This window comes from Sediminicola sp. YIK13 (assembly GCF_001430825.1).
Lineage (GTDB): Bacteria > Bacteroidota > Bacteroidia > Flavobacteriales > Flavobacteriaceae > Sediminicola.
Genome location: NZ_CP010535.1, coordinates 1,241,598 through 1,261,480, shown reverse-complemented (window position 1 = coordinate 1,261,480; position 19,883 = coordinate 1,241,598). Strand labels below are relative to the sequence as shown.

The following is a 19,883-nucleotide window of genomic DNA, read 5'->3' as shown; positions in this document are numbered from 1 at the left end:
ATGCAGTATTTCATTAACGTTATTCTCCCAATTCCACTAGAAAAACTCTTTACGTATAGCATTTCTGAAACAGAGGCAGGTTTCTTGCAACCGGGAATGAGGGTGGCTGTGCCATTTGGCAAGACAAAAATATATACGGGCTTGGTTCATGAGGTCCATTCTGTGGCTCCTACCATTTATGAGGCCAAGGACATCCATCAGATTTTGGATGACTACCCAATTGTGAATACGTTTCAATTGAAGCTCTGGTCATGGATTGCAGACTATTATATGTGTACTATTGGAGAGGTGTTTAGGACGGCCGTTCCCAGCGCTTTCTTATTGGAGAGTGAGACCTTGATATCAAGAAATAACAAGGTATCGGTGCAGGAAGGGGATTTGTTGGACGATGAATTTTTGGTTTATGAGGCATTACAACATCAACCCATATTAAGGGTACATGAAATAAGTGCTATTCTGGAACGCAAAAATATACTTCCTGTTCTTGGACGGTTACTGGAAAAGAACATCATCGATTTAAAAGAAGAGGTGTTTGAACAATATAAGCCTAAAATGGTGCGGTATGTTCGTCTTGGAAAGGAATATCTATCTGAAGAAAGTCTAGAAGAATTATTGAACGGCCTTACTAGGGCTCCAAAACAGAGTCAAGTTGTGCTCTCTCTTTTTCAATTACAGGCGGTGAGCAAGAAGCCCATTAAGGTGGCAGACCTGGAAAAGGCAAGTAATAGTTCTTCTGCAGTTGTAAAGGCATTGGTCGATAAGAATATCCTCGAGGAGTATTTTGTACAGACCGATAGAGTGGTATATGAAGGAGTGGATGAAAATGCCGATTTAAAGTCGTTGAATGAATTCCAAACACAGGCTTTTGAGGATATCAAGGAAAATTTCAAGGAAAACAAAGTCACTTTACTTCATGGGGTAACCTCTTCGGGGAAGACCGAGGTATATGTAAAATTAATTGAAGAGTGTATTTCAACAGGTAGGCAAGCCTTGTATCTGTTGCCCGAAATTGCCCTTACCACGCAGTTGATAACCCGTTTGCAGAACTATTTCGGGGAAAAGGTTGCTGTGTATCATTCTAAGTATAGTGTACAGGAAAGAGTAGAAGTGTGGAATAACGTACTTCAACAACAGCCTAAAGCACAAATCGTAATTGGAGCAAGGTCTGCTCTGTTTTTGCCCTTTTCCAAATTAGGACTTATCATTGTAGATGAGGAGCATGAAGCCTCCTTTAAACAATATGATCCTGCTCCTAGGTATCACGCAAGGGATAGTGCCATAGTTCTTGGGAATCTTCATAAAGGCAATATCCTTCTGGGATCGGCAACACCTAGTGTAGAAAGTTTTTATAATGTTTCTAGAGGGAAATATGGATATGCCAGCATAACAAGGCGCTTTGGGAATGTGCTGATGCCAGAGATAGAACTGGTTGATATCAAAGAGCAGACCCGTAAAAAAAGGATGAAAGGACATTTCTCTGAGCGATTATTGGAAGAAATTACAGAAACGTTAGAAGCAGGAGAACAAGTAATCTTATTTCAAAACCGCAGGGGGTATGCGCCTATTGTGGAGTGTACCACCTGTGGCCATGCTCCGGAATGCCCCAATTGTGATGTGAGTCTAACATATCATCAACATAGAAAGCAAATGCGATGTCACTATTGTGGCTACCATATGGCCTTGCAACAAAGTTGTTTGGCATGTGGAAGCGCTACCCTGGACACCAAAGGTTTTGGAACCGAACAGGTGGAGCAGGAGTTGAACGAGCTGTTCCCTGCATCCAAGGTAGGAAGAATGGATCTTGATACGACCAGGGGCAAACACGGCTATGAAAAGATTATTACTGCTTTTGAGGAACAGGAATTGGATATTTTGGTAGGAACCCAGATGTTGACCAAGGGGCTGGATTTCAGAAATGTTAACCTGGTAGGAATCATGAATGCAGATAGTCTTCTGAATTTTCCTGATTTTAGAGCACACGAACGTAGCTATCAATTGTTGACCCAAGTGGCGGGTAGGGCAGGGCGTACCAAGAAAAGGGGGAAAGTAATAGTGCAGACGTATAATCCCTACCATCAAATATTGAAACAGGTTTCAACCCAGGATTACCAAGCCATGTTCCAGGAGCAATTGTACGAGCGGGAACAATACAAATATCCCCCTGTCAATAGATTGATCAAGGTGACCTTTAAGCACAAGGATTACAACAAGCTTAATGAAGCTGCAGCCTGGTTTGCAAAATCCCTACAGAACATATTTAAGGAAAATATTTTAGGTCCCGAGTATCCTCCTGTGGCGAGAATTAGAAATCAGTATCTTAAAAATATAATGATTAAGATACCAACGGAACAATCCCTGACAAAAACAAAAAGTGCCATTAAAAAAATAGAAAACTCCTTTAATGCCATTGGGCAGTATAAGGGAGTTCGAATTATTTATAATGTGGATTACGTATAGCTAAAGTTCCTCGAGTGCTTTTTCCAAATGCTGTCTTTTATGCCTGCTCAATGGGAGTAGTTTTCCCTCCACTTCCACATTTTTTCCACTAAATTTTTCAATTTTATCTAAGTTGACGATAAAGGACTTATGGATTCTTAAGAATTTATCCTTGGGCAGCTCACTTTCAAAGGCAGTCAATGTGGATAATACTATAATATTGGCCTCATCGGAAACCAACTTTATATAATCTCCTAAAGCCTCTACCCACTTAATATTGTTCAGAATTACCTTACGTTTTTTAAGATTGCTCTTTACGAAAATATGTTCTTCATCATTATGGATTCCATGTTTCTGCTCGTATCTTGATACTGCTCTTTTTATGGAGAAATCAAATCGGGTTGGAGTAATTGGTTTTTGTAGATAGTCGGTAATATCATATTCAAATGCCTTTAATGCATAATCAGGTTTTCCCGTGATAAGGATGATCTGTGGTCTTTTGATTAAGGATTCAAGAAAATCAAAACCGTTGATAATGGGCATTTCCACATCAAGAAAAATCAGATCTACTTCTTCTTTTTTTATTCCTTGTTTGGCTTCAATGGCATTACTGTATTCCCCGATTAGGGAGAGGTTTTTGTGGGTGGAAACCAATTTGCTTACTGCTAAACGTTGCATGGGCGAATCGTCCACGATAATACATGTCAATTTCATATTGATAGATCTAGGGTCATAATCTCGATCAAAATTATGGCGAAAAAAAAAATTGCATTAAAAGAAATGAATAATCTTTTAATGCAATTGAATAATATAAAGGTAGACGACTGTACTACTTTGGTGATAAGTTGGGGCTAAACATTGCTTAATGCTTCCGCCAATTCTGCCTTTTTGTTCCTGCTTAGAGGTATTTGTCTTCCCCCCACTTCAACATTTTTACTGTTGAATTTTTCAACTTTCTCTAAATTGACAATATAGGACTTATGAATTCTCAAGAATTTATCTTGGGGCAATTCGTTTTCAAAGGATTTCATGGTAGATAGGATCACTATATTGGCTTCGTCGGTCACCAATTTGATATAATCTCCTAACGCTTCTATCCATTTGATGTCATTAAGGATAACTTTCCTTTTTTTGAGGTTACTTTTTACGAAGATGTGTTCTTCGTCCTCATTGACTCTATTCATTTGTTCATACTTGGCTACGGCCCTTTTTACAGAAGCATCGAAACGCGACATTGTAATAGGTTTGTGCAAGTAATCTGTTACATCATAATCAAATGCCTTAAGGGCGTAATCAGGTTTTCCTGTAATCAAAATAACCTGTGGTCTATTTTCTAGGGATTCAAGAAGGTCAAATCCATTGATTATTGGCATTTCCACATCTAGGAAAATTAAATCTACTTCATTGTTCTTAATTCCGTTCTTTGCTTCTATAGCATTGCTGTATTCTGCAATTAAAGCTAGGTTGGGATGGTTGTTGACCAATTTGGCCACTGCCATACGCTGCATGGACGAATCGTCTACGATTATACTTCTTAATTTCATAAATGGTTGATTTGTGGGGTTAAATCATCGGCAAAGTACCGAAAAAACACGGTCAACTACAACAAAAGATGTGAACACGGTGTAAGTTGTTGTGTAATCGGTATAATGCATGGTTTAGGTTTCAGTTAAGTTTAATTGTTAATAACTTGGTTAATCTATAACGAAGATTTTTCTATTTTCTTGTGGATAGAAATATTTATTCTTACTTTTGCACACTTAAAAAAATCTAATTATATGAATCATTACGAAACTGTTTTCATTTTAAATCCCGTTCTATCTGATACTCAGATAGAGGAAACAGTTAAGAAATTCGAGGATTTCTTAATTAACAAAGGTGCCACTATGGTATCTAAAGAAAATTGGGGGCTTAAGAAATTGGCCTATCCAATACAACACAAGAAGAGTGGTTTTTACCATTTGTTCGAATTCGCTGCTCCAGGTGAGGCAATTGCCAGCTATGAATTGGAATTCAGAAGAGACGAGCGTATCATGCGTTTTTTAACTGTTAAGTTAGATAAGCACGCAATCTCTTGGGCAGAAAGAAGAAGAACAAAGTTAAAAACAAAAGCGTAACGTTATGTCATCTATAGAACAACAAGCAAAAGGTAAGAAAGATGGGGAAATCAGGTATTTAACCCCATTGAATATTGAGACCAACAAGCAAAAGAAATATTGCCGTTTCAAAAAATCCGGCATTAAATATGTGGATTACAAAGATCCAGATTTCTTGATCAAATTGGTAAATGAGCAAGGTAAACTTCTTCCAAGAAGACTTACAGGAACTTCTTTAAAGTACCAAAGGAAAGTGGCCACTGCTGTGAAAAGAGCACGCCATTTAGCGTTAATGCCTTATGTAGGTGATTTATTAAAATAAAAAGAAGCTGATCATGGAACTTATATTAAAGGAAGACGTACAGAACTTAGGTTTTAAAGACGATTTGGTAAATGTGAAGAATGGTTTCGGAAGAAACTACCTTATACCTCAAGGGTTGGCTGCAATGGCTACACCATCAGCTAAAAAAGTATTGGCTGAAAACTTGAAGCAGAAGGCTCATAAAGAGAAAAAAGTTGTTGATGAGGCTACGAAGATGGCTGAGGCAATCAAACAGTTGGAAATTAAAATTTTAGCTAAAGCAGGTGCTGGAGATAAGTTATTTGGATCTATCACCAATATGAACTTGGCTGAATCTTTGGAAAAGGCTGGTCATTCTATCGACAAGAAGTACATCAGCATACTTGGAGGTTCTATTAAAAGAACAGGACCATACAATGCACAGATACGTTTGCACAGGGAAGTAATCATTGATTTTCCTTTCGAAGTTGTTGCTGAGGCAAACAGTTAACAATTTTAGTTAAAAAGTAATATGAAAGGCTACCTTGCGGTAGCCTTTTTTTTATGCTATTTTTGCGCTGACTAAATTTACTAATTCAACTACATTCAAATGAAAACAAAATTTCTATTGGCGGTTTCCTTTCTTTTCTTTAGTGGAATGGTTATAGCCCAAGTAACGACCTCTAATATTAGAGGTACGGTAATGGACGATGAGAATTTGCCTTTATTGGGCGCCAACATCGTAGCAGTACACACCCCTACAGGGACAAGGTATGGGGCGATCACCAATGAGGAAGGAAGGTTTAACCTTTTGAACCTTAGAGTAGGAGGGCCTTACGAGGTGACCATATCTTATATTGGGTTTAAAACAGAATCCAAATCAGATATTTATCTGACATTAGGAACGACCTTTAATTTAGATGTGAAGCTTTTAACGGATAGCCAAGCATTGGAAGAAGTTGTGCTGGTTTCCGATAGGGGAACGGGTACTTTCGGAAGTGATAGAACTGGTGCTGAGACTAGTGTTGGAAGAAGAGAGTTGACAAGATTACCGACAATATCTAGATCTACAAATGACTTTACCCGATTGGAGCCCACAGCCAGTGGTGGTTCTTTTGGTGGTAGAAACGATCAATTCAACAACTTTTCTTTGGATGGTGCTATTTTCAACAATCCCTTTGGATTGGATGCGGCCCAACCCGGAGGACAAACAAATGCTACCCCTATTTCATTGGATGCTATCGATCAGATCCAAGTATCTACAGCTCCTTACGATGTTACCCAATCTGGCTTTACAGGAGCCTCTGTGAATGCAGTAACTAAAAGTGGGACCAATGAATTTTTTGGAACCGTTTATGGGTTTTTTAGAAATGACGACCTTACAGGAGGTAAAATTAATGGTGATGACGTATTTAAGACTGGATTGGAACAAAAGCAATACGGATTTAGTGTTGGAGGTCCGATTGTGAAGAATAAATTATTCTTTTTCGCCAACTTTGAAAGAGACGAACTAACTGAGCTAGGAACGGATGGATTTGTTCCCAACACAGGAACTGGTGCAATAAACGAATCTAGGGTTACAGAATCTGATTTCCAATTGGTAGATGGTCTTTTACGTCAAGTTGTAATAGGTCAGGATGCTCAAGGAAACGATATTTTTTATAACCCAGGAAGGTATACAGGATTTAATTTTGATCAAGAGTCCACAAAGGGTATATTTAAATTGGATTGGAACATTAATGACAACAATAGGTTGGCCATTATTTACAACTTTTTAAATGCCTCAAAAGGCAAACCGGCTAATAGAAATGCTATTGCCTTTAGGGGGCCAAATACTCAAACTCTTCAGTTTGAAAACGCGGGATACGAAATCAATAACAATATCCAATCCATTCAAGTTGAGTTGAACTCTACTTTGGCTGCCGATGCAACCAATAAACTTCAAGTCGGGTATACCCACTTTGATGATTTCAGGAATCCATTTTCAACTCCAGCACCAAGTATAGTAATTTTGGACGATACAGGTAGTTCTAATTATATAATTGCTGGGCATGAACCATTTTCTATCAATAATAGATTGGATCAAAAAGTCTTTCAAATAACGGACAATCTAAACTTTTTTAAAGGAGATCACACCTATACAGTAGGATTTTCCTTTGAAAAATTCGAGTTTGATAATTCTTTTAATTTAGGGGCCTATGGAGCGCAAGGCGTATTTTTCCCAACAACTACCATAACTGATTTTCCTAATTTTGCAAGTTCTGGAGATTTGCAGAATGCTTTTGATAGTGCCATAGCGGCATCAAATTCATTGGAAGCAAACGGAACAGGAAACCCAGGAGGATGGTCATTGGCCGAAACAAATGTAGGTCAATTATCTTTTTATATGCAAGATCAGTGGAACGTAACGGATAACTTTAAACTTACCTATGGCGTTCGTTTTGACAGACCATTGTATTTCGATACAGCAGATAAAATTGGAGAAAATATAGAACGTAAAGGGGGGGCTAATGGAACGTACATTCCATCTATTGAATATTATAATCCAGAAACTGGGGACCCTATAACATTGGATTCTGAAAAACTTCCAAATAACAAATTTTTGATTTCTCCAAGGGTAGGATTTAACTGGGATGTTGAAGGGGATAGATCATTGCAAGTACGAGGAGGATCTGGTCTTTTTACAGGGAGATTTCCTTTTGTATGGTTAGGGAACCAAGTACAAGGAGTAGACTTTTTCTTCTACCAATTGGTAGACCCAGACTTTAAATGGCCACAGGTTTGGCGTACTAATCTAGGAGTTGATAAGCGTTTGGATAATGGTCTAATATTAACCGCAGACCTTTCCTATACCAAAGACGTTAATGCTTCCCATGTTCAAAACTGGGGGTTAAAGCCACCATCTGAAAATTTAACGGGAGTTGACACAAGGGCAGTATATGCTGACGGCGATAAATCTCAAATCTTTGGTGGTCCAACAAATGCCTATGTTTTTACCAATTCTGATAAAGGTAGAATTATTAATGCCGCATTTAAGGCACAAAAAACTTGGGAAAATGGATTATATGCTCAGTTGGCCTATAGTTACCTGGATGCCAGAGAAGTAAACTCAGTCGATGCTGAGATTACTGGAGATGCATTTGCAGGGAACGCAGTAGTAGGAAATGCAAATAATGATGTGCTTTCATTTTCAAGATATGGAGACAAACATCGGTTTATAGGGGTTCTTTCTAAAGAGTTTAAAACAGGAACAACGATATCAACGTTCTTTGAATATGCTCAAGGGGGACGTTTCAATTACATCTATGGCGGTGACATTAATAACGATGGCTCAAGCATTAATGACTTACTTTATATCCCTACCTCAAGTGAAATTGGGCAAATGAATTTTAGTGCTGCAGGACAGGCAGAAGCTTTTGAAGCCTTTATTCAACAAGATGACTATTTAAGTGAAAATAGGGGTCAATATGCTGAACGCTATGGAGCAGTAGCCCCATGGAGAAGTACTTGGGACGTTAAAGTATTGCAGGATATTAATGTTAGCGACAAGAACAAGTTCCAGGTAAGTATTGATATTTTGAATATTGGTAACTTGATCAATTCTAATTGGGGAGTAATTAATGTTCCTTCTTTTGATCAATTGTTAGGTGTTTCTGTTGATGATACAAACACTCCAACGTATACTTTTGACCAAAATAGAGACGATACATTTAATCCATTAACAGGAGTAACGTCTAGATGGAGAGCCCAAATTGGGGTAAGGTATATTTTCAACTAATAAATTGTTATTTAAAGTTTAAAAGGCTGTGCAGTTTGCACAGCCTTTTTATTTTTGCAGCTGGAAACACAGATCTTGGGTGAAAACTTAAGAATCATTCTGAAATACGGATAAAATTTAAATTTGAAAATGAAATATACAAGACTTACCAAACAACAGTTGGAGGAATTGCATCAGGAATTCATAAATTTCTTGGCCACCCAATCTATTACAGCGGAGGAATGGGAAGGCATTAAAACGGACAAGCCTGAAGTGGCGGAGGAAGAATTAGATGTTTTTAGTGATTTGGTTTGGGAAGGGGTATTGACCAAGGTTGAGTACTTGGAAAATATATCCGCCCAAAATATGCACTTGTTCCAGTTGACCGATAAGGAAATGAAACTGATTTCAGTGAAAGTAATGAATCCAAATATAGATTTGTCAACAACCGAAGGTTTTGAGTGGTTCAAGAAAAATTGGCAATCAGATTTTGTGGAGTATCTTACCGCTTCCAAAGCTTATACAGACAACAAGAACTTGGATAAGTTCGACCTAATAAAACAGGGTGCTGTAATTACAAAAGGAGACCTGTACAACTGGTTTGATAAAATGATTGAATAATTTTTCTTTGGATTGAATATCAAAATCATACACACATCACTATAGTTAAGTTACTTATAAAATAATGGCACAAAAACCAACATTACCAAAAGGAACAAGGGATTTCACCCCCTCAGAGGTCGTAAAGCGTAATTATATATTTGATGTTGTTAAAAAACATTTCACGGCATTTGGTTTTCAGCCTATAGAAACCCCATCTTTTGAGAATTCAGAAACCTTAATGGGAAAGTACGGAGATGAAGGGGATAGGCTGATCTTTAAAATTTTAAACTCCGGGGATTACCTGAGTAAAGTAGATGATGCTACCTATGCAGAAAGGGATTCGAACAAACTGACTCCCAAGATTTCAGAAAAAGCATTGCGATATGATCTCACAGTTCCCTTTGCTAGATATGTGGTGATGCACCAGAATGAGCTGGACTTCCCTTTTAAAAGATACCAAATCCAGCCAGTATGGCGGGCCGATAGGCCCCAAAAAGGTAGGTTTAGGGAATTTTTTCAGTGTGATGCCGATGTTGTAGGGGCAAACTCCCTGCTTCAAGAGGTGGAATTGGTACAATTGTATGACGCCGTTTTTACGGACCTAGGTTTAACTGGAGTTTCCATTAAATTGAACAATAGGAAGGTCTTGGCAGGAATCGCAGAAGTTATCGGAGCCAAAGAACACCTGATCGATTTTACGGTAGCCTTGGACAAGCTCGATAAAATAGGGGAGGAAGGCGTCAAGAAAGAAATGTTGGAAAAAGGCATATCCGAAGAGGCCATTGTTAAGGCCGCTCCACTTTTTACCATGTCGGGCTCCAATGCGGATCAGCTTTTGGCATTGAAAGAATTATTACAGGATTCCGAAGAGGGATCAAAAGGTGCAGAGGAGTTATCCTTTATTGTGGAAACCCTGGAGGATTTGGGCCTTCAATCTGCGACCTTGAAATTGGATGTTACCCTGGCAAGGGGTCTTAATTACTATACAGGGGCAATTTTTGAGGTTGCTGCCCCGGAAAAAGTTAAGTTAGGTTCCATTGGCGGGGGTGGTAGATACGATGACCTTACAGGTATCTTCGGGCTTAAGGATGTTAGTGGCGTAGGTATCTCTTTTGGGTTGGATCGCATTTACTTGGTATTGGAAGAATTGAACCTTTTCCCTCAGGCCATAGATCAATCTTTGGATGTGCTATGTGTTAATTTTGGGGATAAAGAAGCCTTGGCTGCCTTAAAATTAGTAGGCAAATTGCGTAAAATGGGCGTAAAGGCCGATTTTTATCCTGCTACGGCCAAAATGCAAAAGCAAATGAAATACGCCAATAACAGAAATGTACCTTATGTAGTATTGATCGGAGAGCAAGAACTGGCAGACAATACCTTTGTTGTTAAAGATATGGCCAAAGGGGAACAGCAGACCTATAGCTTGGATGCTCCCGAAACTTTTGTAAAAGAATTATAATTGATTCTCTATGGCGCTGACAATGGCCTGGAGATATAATTGATCGTGAGGAACATACTTTTTGGAGCTACCGTTAATCTGTAGTTCTGTAATATATAAAGAAAGCGGGAGTAGGGTCAAAGCCTTTACCTCGCTTTCTTGTTTTTTAAGGTGGTCTATTGAAGTTTTAAGTTCACATATATACGTATGATGGAACTCACAATCGGTCAATTCATCATTATGCTTTTTAACCGATTTAAAAACGCCTACTTTGAACAAGTCCGTTTCTGAAACCTCCAATCCTATCTCCTCTGATATTTCTCTAATGGCAGATGGTATAATTTCTTCTCCTGCCCCAATATGACCGGCAACAGATACATCCCATAATAAGGGGTAGGTCTCCTTGGAAGCAGCTCTCTGCTGTATAAGGATTTCTCCTTTTTTGTTGTAAAACCAAACATGGATTGTTGGGTGGAAGAGTCCATTTTTATGTGCTTCGGATTTCATTAGGCGCTGACCGGTGTAATTGCCTTCGTCATCCAATATGTCGATAAGTTCATCCATGAGGTCAAGTATTAAAAAACCCTCCTGTTGGGGAGGGTTTTAATGGTTTATTTATTCAAAATAACTGAATGATTCCCCGTCTTTAATGGTAAGGAGGGTTTCGTAAATTAATCGGATCACATTTTCCACATCATCCCTATGCACGGTTTCTACTGTGGTGTGCATATATCTTAAGGGAAGGGAAATAAGGGCCGAGGCTACACCACCGTTACTATAGGCAAAGGCGTCTGTATCAGTTCCTGTATATCTGGATGAGGCCATACGCTGAAATGGTATTTTTTGGGCTTCGGCAGTTTCCAAGATACGTTCCCGCAGTTTGTTCTGTACTGCAGGCGCATAAGAAATAACAGGACCGGCACCTATCTCGGTATGACCTTGCTTTTTCTTTTCTATCATTGGTGTTGTGGTGTCATGACACACATCTGTGACAATGGCAATATTTGGTTTGATTGTTTGGGTGATCATTTCGGCACCACGCAAACCAATTTCTTCCTGTACGGAATTTGTAATATACAATCCAAACGGTAGTTTCACTCCGTTCTCGTGTAAAAGACGGGCCACTTCTGCAATCATAAAACCTCCTGCGCGATTGTCAATAGCACGACAAACAAATTTATTGCCGTTCAAAATCTGAAATGTGTCTGGATAGGTAATCACACAACCTACATGAACGCCCATTTTTTCAACTTCTTTTTTGTCTTTGGCTCCTATATCCACAAAGATATTATCCAGTTTTGGTGGTTCTTCTTTTGAGCTTTCCCGCGTGTGTATTGCAGGCCAACCGAAAATACCTTTTACAATACCATTTTTGGTATGGATATTAACCCACTTGGAAGGGGCTATTTGGTGATCACTCCCCCCATTTCGGATCACATAGATAAGACCTTCGTCAGTAATGTAATTTACATACCATGAAATTTCGTCAGAATGTCCTTCTATTACTACCTTGTATTTGGCATCTGGATTGATTACGCCAACTGCCGATCCATAGGTATCCGTTATAAAGGTATCCACATATGGTTTCAGGTAATCCATCCATATTTTTTGGCCTTCCCACTCATATCCGGTCGGGGAAGGGTTGTTTAAATATTTCTCAAAAAAATCAATCGACTTTTTAGTAAGTATCTTTTTTGAACTCATGTAATTTTGTTTTGTACAAACTTAACGATATTCACTTTTATTTAATAATAACATTGTGGGATAATGTTTAATTTTAGCACGATTTTTGAGTTTGATAGAAGCATGAAAAAAGAATTGTTGGTTTTTGTTTTTGTATTGATGGGCTTCTTTGCTTTTGCCCAAGGGGAAGAGGAGGTAGATTCCCTGGCCACACAATATGTAAAGATGTATGGGGATTCTGTTTTTGTGAGCTCTATTCCTCTAAGGGAGGTATTTGTTTTTGGACAGTTGAAATTCCCTTCTTATAAGGATAAGCTTCGATACTATATATTAAAGAGGAAAACATTGAAGGTGTATCCATATGCAAAGTTGGCTTCGGAACGCTTGGTGGGTTTAACGGATAGCTTGGAAATTATTAAATCAAAATCTAAACGAAGAAAGTACACCAAGAAGGTTCAGAAATATATAGAGGATGAGTTTTCGGAGGAGTTAAAGAAGTTGACCAGAACTGAGGGGCAGATTTTGGTAAAGCTTATTCATAGGCAAACGGGCATAACGGCGTTTGACCTGGTAAAGGAATTACGCAGTGGATGGCGAGCGTTCTGGTACAATACCACAGCCAAATTTTTTAATATAAGTATTAAGGAGGAATTTCATCCAGAAAATGTCCTTGAGGATTACCTCATAGAAGATATTTTACAAAGGGCTTTCGCGGAGAGAAAGCTGGAAAGACAGGAGTCGGTATTGGATTATGATTACGCATCCCTTTCCAACAAGTGGAAGAAGAATGGGAATTGAAAAAAAATAGTTGTGTAATTCAATTTAATCCATTAAATTTAATACCCTTTTTAAAAATAATTATTCCTGCAATAATCTAATTTTAAGCGATTTAAAAACAACTTTAAATTTCCTTTAAAAAAAGGCAAAAAAAAGTGTTGTGGTATTGCGGAAAGGTTGTAGGTTTGCAGCCCGAAACAACGAGGGATGTGGAGGGAAAAACGGTCGAAAGGCCGTGTTCATTGAAGGTTCTGGAGCAGCAAAAGAGAAAAGAAAAAAGTTTTTCATTTTTTATTTGCGGGGAACAAAAAGGGTTGTATATTTGCACCCGCTTTGGGAGACAGAGCGACAGAATAAAAACAAGAATAGACAAGTTCTTTAACATATTGGAAAGACAGCGTAGGATGTCACAGTTTTAGCGATTGTGATGTCTGAATTAAAATTTTGAGAATGGGCCGGAAGATCGGATTTCCTTGGTCGTTGGAAATTATTTACAAAACAACGATGAAGAGTTTGATCCTGGCTCAGGATGAACGCTAGCGGCAGGCCTAACACATGCAAGTCGAGGGGTAACGGGGTGCTTGCACCGCCGACGACCGGCGCACGGGTGCGCAACGCGTATACAATCTGCCTTATGCTGAGGGATAGCCCAGAGAAATTTGGATTAATACCTCATGGTATCGGAGAACGGCATCGTTTTCTGATTAAAGGTCACGGCATAAGATGAGTATGCGTCCCATTAGCTAGTTGGTGTGGTAACGGCACACCAAGGCAACGATGGGTAGGGGTCCTGAGAGGGAGATCCCCCACACTGGTACTGAGACACGGACCAGACTCCTACGGGAGGCAGCAGTGAGGAATATTGGACAATGGACGGAAGTCTGATCCAGCCATGCCGCGTGCAGGAAGACGGTCCTATGGATTGTAAACTGCTTTTATACGGGAAGAATAAGGGCTACGTGTAGCCCGGTGACGGTACCGTAAGAATAAGGATCGGCTAACTCCGTGCCAGCAGCCGCGGTAATACGGAGGATCCAAGCGTTATCCGGAATCATTGGGTTTAAAGGGTCCGTAGGCGGACTATTAAGTCAGGGGTGAAAGTCTGCAGCTCAACTGTAGAATTGCCTTTGATACTGGTAGTCTTGAGTTATGGTGAAGTGGCTAGAATATGTAGTGTAGCGGTGAAATGCATAGATATTACATAGAATACCGATTGCGAAGGCAGGTCACTAACCATACACTGACGCTGATGGACGAAAGCGTGGGGAGCGAACAGGATTAGATACCCTGGTAGTCCACGCCGTAAACGATGGATACTAGCTGTTCGGACTTCGGTCTGAGCGGCCAAGCGAAAGTGATAAGTATCCCACCTGGGGAGTACGTTCGCAAGAATGAAACTCAAAGGAATTGACGGGGGCCCGCACAAGCGGTGGAGCATGTGGTTTAATTCGATGATACGCGAGGAACCTTACCAGGGCTTAAATGTGGTCTGACAGCTTTAGAGATAGAGCCTTCTTCGGACAGATCACAAGGTGCTGCATGGTTGTCGTCAGCTCGTGCCGTGAGGTGTCAGGTTAAGTCCTATAACGAGCGCAACCCCTGTGGTTAGTTGCCAGCGAGTAATGTCGGGAACTCTAGCCAGACTGCCGGTGCAAACCGTGAGGAAGGTGGGGATGACGTCAAATCATCACGGCCCTTACGTCCTGGGCCACACACGTGCTACAATGGCCGGTACAGAGAGCAGCCACCTGGCGACAGGGAGCGAATCTATAAAACCGGTCACAGTTCGGATCGGAGTCTGCAACTCGACTCCGTGAAGCTGGAATCGCTAGTAATCGGATATCAGCCATGATCCGGTGAATACGTTCCCGGGCCTTGTACACACCGCCCGTCAAGCCATGGAAGCCGGGAGTGCCTGAAGTCCGTCACCGCAAGGAGCGGCCTAGGGCAAAATCGGTAACTAGGGCTAAGTCGTAACAAGGTAGCCGTACCGGAAGGTGCGGCTGGAACACCTCCTTTCTAGAGAAAGACGACCAAGGAGTAAGGTCCTATCTGAAGACCCGTTCTCAAAATTGCTGTTTTACCATTAAAGAACAATAAACTATAATGAGTCTCATAGCTCAGCTGGTTAGAGCGCTACACTGATAATGTAGAGGTCGGCAGTTCGAGTCTGCCTGAGACTACAACAGGACTCCCCCAGGGGAAAAATGTAAAAAGTTCATTGATTGACAGATTGAAGGAAATTCTAGGAGCAGAGGGTTCTACTCATTAAATGATTCAGGGTGCTACATCCGGGATTTCGAAATGGGGGATTAGCTCAGCTGGCTAGAGCGCCTGCCTTGCACGCAGGAGGTCATCGGTTCGACTCCGATATTCTCCACAACGGCACAAGACGGTATTAGGGATGTTATCAAATTCATCACTTAGTATCCTCGCCGAAACGTTCATTGACATATTGGGACAAAGTGCGTACAATTCATACCACCAGGGATGATTGTACGTCATGGAAATTAATACGAATAATATTACGAGGGCGCAAGCTTGGCCTTAGGGCGAAGCAGGTGCGACAAGTTAAATAAGGGCGTATGGGGGATGCCTAGGCTCTCAGAGGCGAAGAAGGACGCGATAAGCTGCGAAAAGCTGCGGGGATCGGCACACACGAAATGATCCGCAGGTATCCGAATGGGGCAACCCACTAGTTTGAAGGACTAGTACATCGCAAGATGGGCAAACCCGGGGAACTGAAACATCTAAGTACCCGGAGGAGGAGAAAACAATAGTGATTCCGTTAGTAGTGGCGAGCGAAAGCGGATTAGCCCAAACCGATATTGTTTCGGCAATATCGGGGTTGTAGGACCACGACATTCGGTGCGTAATGAACTGGAACAAGTTGGAAAGCTTGGCCGTAGAGGGTGATAGCCCCTTACAGGTAAAGACCGTTACCGATAGTGGTATCCTGAGTAGCGCGGGGCACGTGAAACCTTGCGTGAATCTGGCGGGACCATCCGCCAAGGCTAAATACTCCTGAGAGACCGATAGTGAACCAGTACCGTGAGGGAAAGGTGAAAAGAACCGTGAATAACGGAGTGAAATAGATCCTGAAACCATACGCCTACAAGCGGTCGGAGCACGTTTACGTGTGACGGCGTGCCTTTTGCATAATGAGCCTACGAGTTACCGTTGCTAGCAAGGTTAAGGACTTCAGGTCCGGAGCCGTAGCGAAAGCGAGTCTGAATAGGGCGCTTTAGTTAGCAGTGGTAGACGCGAAACCGTGTGATCTACCCATGGGCAGGTTGAAGCTGTGGTAACACACAGTGGAGGACCGAACCCGTTGACGTTGAAAAGTCTTGGGATGACCTGTGGGTAGGGGTGAAAGGCCAATCAAACTCGGAAATAGCTCGTACTCCCCGAAATGCATTTAGGTGCAGCGTTGACATATAGTTTTATAGAGGTAGAGCTACTGATTGGATGCGGGGGCTTCACCGCCTACCAATTCCTGACAAACTCCGAATGCTATAAAATGATGGTCAGCAGTGAGGGCATGGGTGCTAAGGTCCATGTCCGAGAGGGAAAGAACCCAGATCACCAGCTAAGGTCCCCAAGTATATACTAAGTTGATAAAACGCGGTGAGATTGCATTGACAGCCAGGATGTTGGCTTGGAAGCAGCCATTCATTTAAAGAGTGCGTAACAGCTCACTGGTCGAGCGATCTTGCATGGATAATAATCGGGCATAAGTATATCACCGAAGCTGTGACTTCTAATTTATTAGAGGGGTAGGGGAGCATTGTAGTGCCGCTGAAGGTGTTCCGTAAGGGATGCTGGAGGAGCTACAAACGAAAATGTAGGCATAAGTAACGATAATGCGGGCGAGAAACCCGCACGCCGAAAGACCAAGGTTTCCCCAGCTATGCTAATCAGCTGGGGGTCAGTCGGGACCTAACGCGAACCCGAAGGGGGTAGTGGATGGACAACCAGTTAATATTCTGGTACCTGCTCACAATAAAAGTGACGGGGATGTGGCGTTGGTGCGTACTGACGGAATAGTACGTTGAAGGGAGCGGTGACGCCCCGATAGTACACCGAGGCCTCGGCCAAGGTGATAATCCAGCATAACATCCTCCGAGAAAACCAAGTGAAGCAGCCCGTACCCTAAACCGACACAGGTGGTTGGGATGAGTATTCTAAGGCGCTCGAGAGATTCATGGTTAAGGAACTAGGCAAAATAGACCCGTAACTTCGGGAGAAGGGTCGCCCCCCTCTGGGGGGGCCGCAGTGAAGAGGTCCAGGCGACTGTTTATCAAAAACACAGGGCTCTGCAAAATCGAAAGATGAAGTATAGGGCCTGACACCTGCCCGGTGCTGGAAGGTTAAGAGGAGATGTCATCTTCGGAGAAGCATTGAATTGAAGCCCCAGTAAACGGCGGCCGTAACTATAACGGTCCTAAGGTAGCGAAATTCCTTGTCGGGTAAGTTCCGACCTGCACGAATGGTGCAACGATCTGGACACTGTCTCAACCATGAGCTCGGTGAAATTGTAGTATCGGTGAAGATGCCGATTACCCGCAGTGGGACGAAAAGACCCCGTGCACCTTTACTATAGCTTCGTATTGACCCTGGGTAAGTAATGTGTAGGATAGCTGGGAGGCTGTGAAGCGGCGTCGCCAGGCGTTGTGGAGCCATTGTTGAAATACCAGCCTTTGCTTATTCGGGGCCTAACTCTCATTAGAGAGAACAGTGCGTGGTGGGTAGTTTGACTGGGGTGGTCGCCTCCAAAAGAGTAACGGAGGCTTCTAAAGGTACCCTCAATACGGTTGGCAATCGTGTGTAGAGTGCAATGGCACAAGGGTGCTTGACTGAGAGGCATACAGGCCGAACAGGTTGGAAACAAGAGCATAGTGATCCGGTGGTTCCGCATGGAAGGGCCATCGCTCAAAGGATAAAAGGTACGCCGGGGATAACAGGCTGATCTCCCCCAAGAGCTCATATCGACGGGGGGGTTTGGCACCTCGATGTCGGCTCGTCACATCCTGGGGCTGGAGAAGGTCCCAAGGGTTGGGCTGTTCGCCCATTAAAGTGGCACGCGAGCTGGGTTCAGAACGTCGTGAGACAGTTCGGTCTCTATCTACTGCGGGCGTTAGAAATTTGAGTGGATCTGACTCTAGTACGAGAGGACCGAGTTGGACCGACCTCTGGTGCACCAGTTGTTCCGCCAGGAGCATTGCTGGGTAGCTAAGTCGGGATGGGATAAGCGCTGAAAGCATATAAGCGCGAAACCCGCCACAAGATGGGATTTCTTTAAAGGGCCGTGGGAGATGACCACGTTGATAGGCCATAGGTGTAAGGGCAGCAATGTCGTAGCCGAGTGGTACTAATTGCCCGTAGACTTGCGCAACCGCGCCCCGTGAATTGTATTACCGTGGCGTCCTTTCATTAGGACGCACCCTGTCCCTTTATGTTAACGATATTCGTTGCGCTAACCCGCAACAGTGCACAATCAAGAGCGTGCACTTAAAACTTAAGGTGGCTCTGGCGATGGGGCCCACCCCTTTCCATTCCGAACAGGGAAGTTAAGCCCATCTGCGCCGATGGTACTGCTATACCAAGTGGGAGAGTAGGTCGCCGCCTTTTTTTGAAGAACCCTTCATCCAACGATGAGGGGTTTTTTTATGCCCCATAGTGAAATAATATAGTTTCACTTGGTCTTACCTGACCGATCAAAAAAGGCCCACCAAAAAATGGTGAGCCATTGTGTAAAACTAGCTATATTCAGTATTACAATAACTTATTGGCTATCTCCAACCAATTATCTGCTCGCTCATATGCCGTAGTGTGTATGTTATGGGGTGATGTGAACAGTATTTTTCTTCCCTTGAAATATTCAAGGTTGTAACTGCGATCGTCAATCAAAATATCACCATATAAAATGTGCTTACTACCACATAGAATTCTATTTTGCCATTGGATAAAAGGATAGTGCTTATCCAACCAATCACTTTTTTCTCGAAGCGAATTGGGAAACTGCATTGCCGCTGATGCTACAAAAACATTATACTTTAATGATAATTCCTTCAGAACCTCCTTGCTGTCTTTTATAGGCTCTAAATCTCTAAAAAATCCTTCCGACCTTGCATGGTTTTTTACACTTCGTTGTCGTTCTTCGGGGACGCATTGCCATACTTCCTTTCCCATACAGTCCATAACCGTAAGGTTCTCATTGAATTCTTCATTATAACGTACTATGTGGGCATTATAGGTATCAGCAAATACCTCGTCCATATCGACAAATAAGGTCATTGAATTAAATTTAGAGTACAAAAATAACCATTTTCTCACAAAAAATGGCCATATGAGATTACTGTAATAGTTTAGAAATGAATAAGTTATATCTGTTTATTTCTTAGATAAAATATTTACAATTGATCTGGTACACTAGAAGCACCACCGAGAGGTCTAATAGCCAATCGAATGTATTTTCAAACGGACGAATCCTTTTTTTTGTTGAAAAGACTGTCCATAATGGTCTTAATGCCATAAAAACCCAAAGCTATAGCTCCAATTGCTAAAATTAATCCAGTAATCAAAACAGGTAGGTATAGTGGATGCTCTTGATTTTTAAAAGCTTGATAGATAGCAAAGGGAGCTGCAAACATTAGGGCTACTGTAAATCCTAAATACTTAACTCCTTTTAATAGTAGGTCTTTATTGGTGCGCATTAGACTATGATTTAGTTTTCCTTCAAATTTAATTATAATATGTATATTTAAGAGTAACAAGAACATTGATAAATAATCAAATCTCATTCAAAGCCCA

14 protein-coding genes, 2 tRNA genes and 3 rRNA genes are annotated in these 19,883 nt (G+C 41.6%); 13 read left to right on the top strand and 6 right to left on the bottom strand.

The window, feature by feature from the left end:
- On the top strand, positions 1 to 2,457 hold the full coding sequence (gene priA, locus SB49_RS05630; protein WP_062054643.1) for a replication restart helicase PriA: 2,457 nt from the start codon (positions 1 to 3) through the stop codon (positions 2,455 to 2,457).
- On the opposite strand, the gene SB49_RS05625 is transcribed toward priA, so the two are convergent.
- Both SB49_RS05625 and SB49_RS05620 read right to left on the bottom strand, forming a co-directional pair.
- Positions 2,458 to 3,150: a LytR/AlgR family response regulator transcription factor gene (locus tag SB49_RS05625; RefSeq protein WP_062054641.1), complete on the bottom strand. Its 693-nt coding sequence runs from the start codon at positions 3,148 to 3,150 to the stop codon at positions 2,458 to 2,460.
- Between the two features lie 137 nt (positions 3,151 to 3,287).
- Positions 3,288 to 3,980, bottom strand: coding sequence for a LytR/AlgR family response regulator transcription factor (locus tag SB49_RS05620; RefSeq protein WP_062054639.1), 693 nt, complete (start codon positions 3,978 to 3,980; stop codon positions 3,288 to 3,290).
- 234 nt (positions 3,981 to 4,214) lie between these two features.
- Here SB49_RS05620 and rpsF point away from each other — a divergent pair, with 234 nt between their 5' ends.
- From rpsF to hisS, 6 genes are all read left to right on the top strand, one after another.
- Positions 4,215 to 4,553: a 30S ribosomal protein S6 gene (gene rpsF / locus SB49_RS05615; protein WP_062054637.1), complete on the top strand. Its 339-nt coding sequence runs from the start codon at positions 4,215 to 4,217 to the stop codon at positions 4,551 to 4,553.
- A gap of 4 nt (positions 4,554 to 4,557) precedes the next feature.
- Positions 4,558 to 4,854 (top strand): 30S ribosomal protein S18, encoded by a 297-nt coding sequence (rpsR, locus tag SB49_RS05610; RefSeq protein WP_062054635.1) that lies wholly within the window; start codon positions 4,558 to 4,560, stop codon positions 4,852 to 4,854.
- A gap of 13 nt (positions 4,855 to 4,867) precedes the next feature.
- Positions 4,868 to 5,323, top strand: a complete 456-nt coding sequence (gene rplI, locus SB49_RS05605) for a 50S ribosomal protein L9 (protein WP_062054633.1) — start codon at positions 4,868 to 4,870, stop codon at positions 5,321 to 5,323.
- A 99-nt stretch (positions 5,324 to 5,422) separates the two neighbouring features.
- Positions 5,423 to 8,590 (top strand): TonB-dependent receptor, encoded by a 3,168-nt coding sequence (locus SB49_RS05600; protein WP_062054631.1) that lies wholly within the window; start codon positions 5,423 to 5,425, stop codon positions 8,588 to 8,590.
- 129 nt (positions 8,591 to 8,719) lie between these two features.
- Positions 8,720 to 9,190 carry a DUF6495 family protein gene (locus SB49_RS05595; RefSeq protein WP_062054629.1) on the top strand — a complete coding sequence of 157 codons (471 nt, stop codon included), beginning with the start codon at positions 8,720 to 8,722 and terminating at the stop codon, positions 9,188 to 9,190.
- Positions 9,191 to 9,254: 64 nt separating this feature from the next.
- Entirely contained in the window at positions 9,255 to 10,631 is a 1,377-nt protein-coding gene (gene hisS / locus SB49_RS05590) for a histidine--tRNA ligase (RefSeq protein ID WP_062054627.1), read from the top strand.
- Here hisS and SB49_RS05585 read toward each other — a convergent pair.
- Positions 10,626 to 11,174 carry an NUDIX hydrolase gene (locus SB49_RS05585; protein ID WP_062054625.1) on the bottom strand — a complete coding sequence of 183 codons (549 nt, stop codon included), beginning with the start codon at positions 11,172 to 11,174 and terminating at the stop codon, positions 10,626 to 10,628. The genes hisS and SB49_RS05585 overlap by 6 nt on opposite strands.
- Positions 11,175 to 11,225: 51 nt before the next feature.
- The gene (locus tag SB49_RS05580; RefSeq protein WP_062054623.1) at positions 11,226 to 12,314 is read right to left on the bottom strand and encodes a M42 family metallopeptidase; all 1,089 of its coding nucleotides are present in this window, start codon (positions 12,312 to 12,314) and stop codon (positions 11,226 to 11,228) included.
- Positions 12,315 to 12,416: 102 nt separating this feature from the next.
- On the opposite strand from SB49_RS05580, the gene SB49_RS05575 reads away from it, so the two are divergent.
- The 6 genes from SB49_RS05575 (at position 12,417) to rrf (ending at position 18,701) form a co-directional block, all read left to right on the top strand.
- Complete coding sequence (locus SB49_RS05575; protein WP_062058911.1) at positions 12,417 to 13,091, top strand: DUF4294 domain-containing protein; 675 nt, start codon at positions 12,417 to 12,419, stop codon at positions 13,089 to 13,091.
- Positions 13,092 to 13,571: 480 nt separating this feature from the next.
- Positions 13,572 to 15,089: ribosomal RNA gene (locus SB49_RS05565) — 16S ribosomal RNA — on the top strand.
- A gap of 90 nt (positions 15,090 to 15,179) precedes the next feature.
- Positions 15,180 to 15,253, top strand: a tRNA-Ile gene (locus tag SB49_RS05560).
- A 123-nt stretch (positions 15,254 to 15,376) separates the two neighbouring features.
- Positions 15,377 to 15,450 (top strand) — tRNA-Ala (locus tag SB49_RS05555).
- Positions 15,451 to 15,633: 183 nt separating this feature from the next.
- Positions 15,634 to 18,465: ribosomal RNA gene (locus SB49_RS05550) — 23S ribosomal RNA — on the top strand.
- A 124-nt stretch (positions 18,466 to 18,589) separates the two neighbouring features.
- A 5S ribosomal RNA gene (gene rrf, locus SB49_RS05545) occupies positions 18,590 to 18,701 on the top strand.
- The 16S, 23S and 5S rRNA genes sit together here with 2 tRNA genes alongside, the layout of an rRNA operon.
- A gap of 144 nt (positions 18,702 to 18,845) precedes the next feature.
- Here the strand turns inward: rrf and SB49_RS05540 are convergent.
- Complete coding sequence (locus SB49_RS05540; RefSeq protein ID WP_062054619.1) at positions 18,846 to 19,367, bottom strand: 5' nucleotidase, NT5C type; 522 nt, start codon at positions 19,365 to 19,367, stop codon at positions 18,846 to 18,848.
- Between the two features lie 179 nt (positions 19,368 to 19,546).
- Positions 19,547 to 19,786: a DUF6095 family protein gene (locus SB49_RS05535; RefSeq protein ID WP_062058909.1), complete on the bottom strand. Its 240-nt coding sequence runs from the start codon at positions 19,784 to 19,786 to the stop codon at positions 19,547 to 19,549.
- Between the last annotated feature and the right edge of the window lie 97 nt (positions 19,787 to 19,883).